This is a genomic window from Arthrobacter sp. (assembly GCF_031179385.1).
In the GTDB taxonomy this organism is placed as follows: Bacteria; Actinomycetota; Actinomycetes; order Actinomycetales; family Micrococcaceae; genus Arthrobacter_D.
Window position 1 is genome coordinate 1 of record NZ_JAPSHV010000188.1, and the last position, 3491, is coordinate 3491.

General features: G+C 62.5%; 4 protein-coding genes. 2 read left to right on the plus strand and 2 right to left on the minus strand.

All coding sequences use genetic code 11. The features are described 5' to 3' along the window. Positions 1-153: 153 nt before the first annotated feature. The gene (locus tag RIF85_RS15150; RefSeq protein ID WP_309072733.1) at positions 154-585 is read right to left on the minus strand and encodes a hypothetical protein; all 432 of its coding nucleotides are present in this window, start codon (positions 583-585) and stop codon (positions 154-156) included. Positions 586-733: 148 nt separating this feature from the next. Then, the gene (locus RIF85_RS15155) at positions 734-1225 is read right to left on the minus strand and encodes an FBP domain-containing protein (RefSeq protein ID WP_309072734.1); all 492 of its coding nucleotides are present in this window, start codon (positions 1223-1225) and stop codon (positions 734-736) included. 362 nt (positions 1226-1587) lie between these two features. Here RIF85_RS15155 and RIF85_RS15160 point away from each other — a divergent pair, with 362 nt between their 5' ends. Beyond that, positions 1588-2619 (plus strand): LacI family DNA-binding transcriptional regulator, encoded by a 1032-nt coding sequence (locus tag RIF85_RS15160; protein WP_309072735.1) that lies wholly within the window; start codon positions 1588-1590, stop codon positions 2617-2619. Positions 2620-2653: 34 nt separating this feature from the next. Continuing rightward, the coding region (locus tag RIF85_RS15165) for a beta-galactosidase (protein ID WP_309072736.1) at positions 2654-3491 on the plus strand (838 nt) is incomplete at its 3' end.

The window sequence follows — 3491 nt, forward strand, 5'->3', positions numbered from 1 at the left end:
CAGGCTTGTGGTGGAGCCGTCCGGTGCAGTCGCTACCGCAGCCTGGATGCACGACCTCGTTTCCAGCCAGAACGACGGCGGCACGGTGGCCGCCGTCGTCTCCGGCGGATCGGTTGATCCCGCCCTTTTGGCGAAGGTGCTGCAGCAGTCCGGCTAGAGCCGCTCCAGGAAGTCAGTGAGCACTTCCACCCACTGCTGCCGTGCGGCGTCGTTCGCCTCGGGTGTGGGAAGCCCCATCTGCGTCGCAACGATTGACGCGGTGCCGTTCTTCTTCAACTCGCTGGTAACGACTACAGACGAACCGTCCGCAGCCTTGGCGCGCCAGGTCATCCGGCGGTCGGTTCCGCTGACCCGTGCAGCTTCAGCCAGAAGCTCCTGCACAGGGGAACTGGTGGATGCGAAATCCGACCACCGGGCCATCAGCTCCTCGAGCCCGAGCGCGGTGGACCTGCTCACACTCAGCTGAAAGGTGCCGTCGGAACGTTGGCCGGGGATGCGCCGCCCGATGTGATGCTCGTAGGCGACCGCAACCGATTGGGCCCACCAGCCGGCCTGATCCATGGTGCCCTCAAGCTCCTGGTGCACCTTGACGCGATGTCCTTATGGCTCAAGCCAGCCGCAGCGGAGGCGTCCATGAATGCAAGCCAGGTCTCCCACGATCGGTTGGTAGCGCGCTCAATCGGTGCAATTCTGGAATTCGTTGCCATTCCGAAATCCTTCCACGCGCCACCGACTATTCCGCCACCCGCGCGAGGAACTTGCGGATCCGGAGGTTGAGTTCCTCTATCTGACGCTTCACGACGACGGCGGGATCAGGGTTGATTTCGTTCGCCGGCGGTGCTTTCCGTACGTTCGCAGAACAGATGAAGTCAGCACAGATGAGGGTGCCTACGGTGTTTCCATTACGGCCGGCCTGGCCGGCACGCTTCGCAACCCAGAGGAATACGTCTTCCTTTGAGAAGACGTCGCGGCACATCTCGCAGAGAACCGACCGGTTCTTCTTCGCTCCGCCTTCGGGTGCGCGCAAGAGGATGCCGGTGAGTCCGCGTTCCGTCGGAAGAACGAGATACGCACGAAGCGGCATCTTCTCGTCTCGCCACCCGAGGAAGTCGAGGTTGTTCCAGTCGAGCGTTTCAAAGTGCGGCGGGAGGTTGAGCTTGGCCGTTTCGGATCGGGAGGCGTTGATGAATGATGACCGGATCTCGCGGTCGCTGATGGGGTGCATGAGGGATCGCCTTTGCAGGAAGGTAGTGAAAGAGGGCATGTAGGTGCAGCCCTCGACCCCCGAACAGTCAAGCAGGGGGAGGGCCTAGAAGCCTCCCTCACAGCAGGCCGAAGCGGCCGCCTCGCTTTCCGTGGCAGCGCAGACCGTGATGGTGAGCAGCATGTCCATTCCCCTAGATCGGTTGTTCCTGCCGTTGCATTCTCGCAAAGGGCGCCGCGGTGAACCAAGTCCGAACAAAACTCCGGCAGGGTATTGCACATCACATTCCGCGGCCGTAGAGTTTGTCGAAGCGTTTCGCTAAACGTTTCGACAACCGCGGAACAGTTCCTTTTGCTCTCCCGCAATCCGACATAGGAGTCCTGATGGCCAACATCCACGACGTCGCCCGCGTCGCCGGCGTGTCCATCAGTACCGTGTCCTACGCTCTCAGCGGCAAGCGGACCGTCAGTGAAGATGCACGACGACGGATTGTCGATGCCGTACAGGAACTCGGATATCTGCCCAACGCAGCAGGCCGCATGTTGGCCGGCGCACGCACCCGGATCCTCGCCCTGAGTGCTCCGTTGCGCGTCGACACCTACGCACCCGCACATATGGCGTTCGTCTTGGCGGTCGCAACTGCCGCCCGTCGCTATGACTATGACATTCTGCTGCTCACCGAAGATGAGGCAACGAATGGTCTTCGGCGTGTAACGTCCAGCCGTCTCGTCGACGGAGTCATCCTCCTCGACGTTTCCATGGATGATGAGCGCCTCGCGCTGGTGCGGGACCTAGCGGTTCCGTCCGTCGTCGTCGGCGTTCCGGGAGAGGCCAGCGGCCTTACCTGCGTGGATCTCGATTTCGCCGCCGCAGCGCGGCTGTCCATCGACCAGCTCGTTGCTGCCGGACACCGGTCGATCGCCCTTCTCGGCCACCCGCAAGCCGCCTACGAACGCGGCTCAAACTTCCCGCACCGGTTCCGCAATGCATTCGTCGAGTACGCATCCGAACGCGGTCTGCAGAGCACCTTCGCCATGCCTGGCAGCAGTGACGCAGACGTGCGCCGGGCCGTCGACGAGGTACTCGATCCGAAGGCGGGGGTAAGCGCCGTCGTCATGCACTGCGAAGAGTCCATCCAGTCGCGGGCGCTGACGTACATCGCGGACAGCGGCCGTTCGATCCCTGGCGACCTGTCCATCATTTCAGCCTGCTCCAGCTTTGACACCTCGTCCTTCCACCCCGCGCTCGATGTCATTCCGCTCGTCGCCGCAGACTCCTGCGACCGCGCGGTGGCTCTGGTGATGGACGCTCTCGACGGCGCACCCGAACCACACGTGGAACTCGTCGCACCGCGCTACATCTCCCGCGGCTCGATCGCTGAGCCCACACACCCCGCCATCTCAGCGCTGAACTAGACCGTTCCCGCTGCCCCTGAAGGAGGCCTGCTCCATGCCAGTTAGCGAAACGTTTCGACAGCCGAATCAACTCGTGTACGGAGGCGACTACAACCCCGAACAGTGGCCTGAGTCGGTGTGGCTTGAAGACGTCCGGCTCATGCGTGAAGCCCATGTAAACCGCGTGACCATCGGGGTTTTCTCCTGGTCCTCGATCGAACCACGCGAAGGCGACTATGAGTTCGGATGGCTGGACCGCATCATGGACCTGATGGCGGAGAACGGCATCGGCGTCGTTCTCGCCACCCCTACTGCCTCGCCGCCGCCATGGTTCTCGCTGGCGCACCCTGAAGCACTCCCCGTCACGGCGGATGGAGTTCGGTTGATCCACGGCAGCCGCGACACCTACAACCCCGCCGCACCCGCTTACCGGAAGGCTGCCAGACGGGTGACTTCAGCCCTTGCTGAGCGGTACTCCTCCCACCCGGCACTGACGATGTGGCACCTCCACAACGAGTACGGAACCGTGTCCTATGGACCGGAAACCGATACAGCTTTCCGGGAATGGCTCCGCGGCAAGTACGGCAGTCTTGCGCAGCTGAACACAACATGGAATACGGCGTTCTGGTCCCAGCGCTACGGCGAATGGGACGAAATCTTCGCTCCTCAGGCAACCCAGTACCTGCCGAACCCCTCACACTTGCTCGACTTCAAGCGATTCTCCGCCGACCTGTTGCGGGACTGCCTCCGTGAGCAGGTTGAGATTGTGCGAAGCGTCCGCGCGGACGTCCCCGTCACCACCAACTTCATGCTTCCGAGCTGGAACCACTACGACCAGTGGGATTTCGCTGCCGAGATCGACGACGTCTCCGTCGACCACTACCCGGATACAA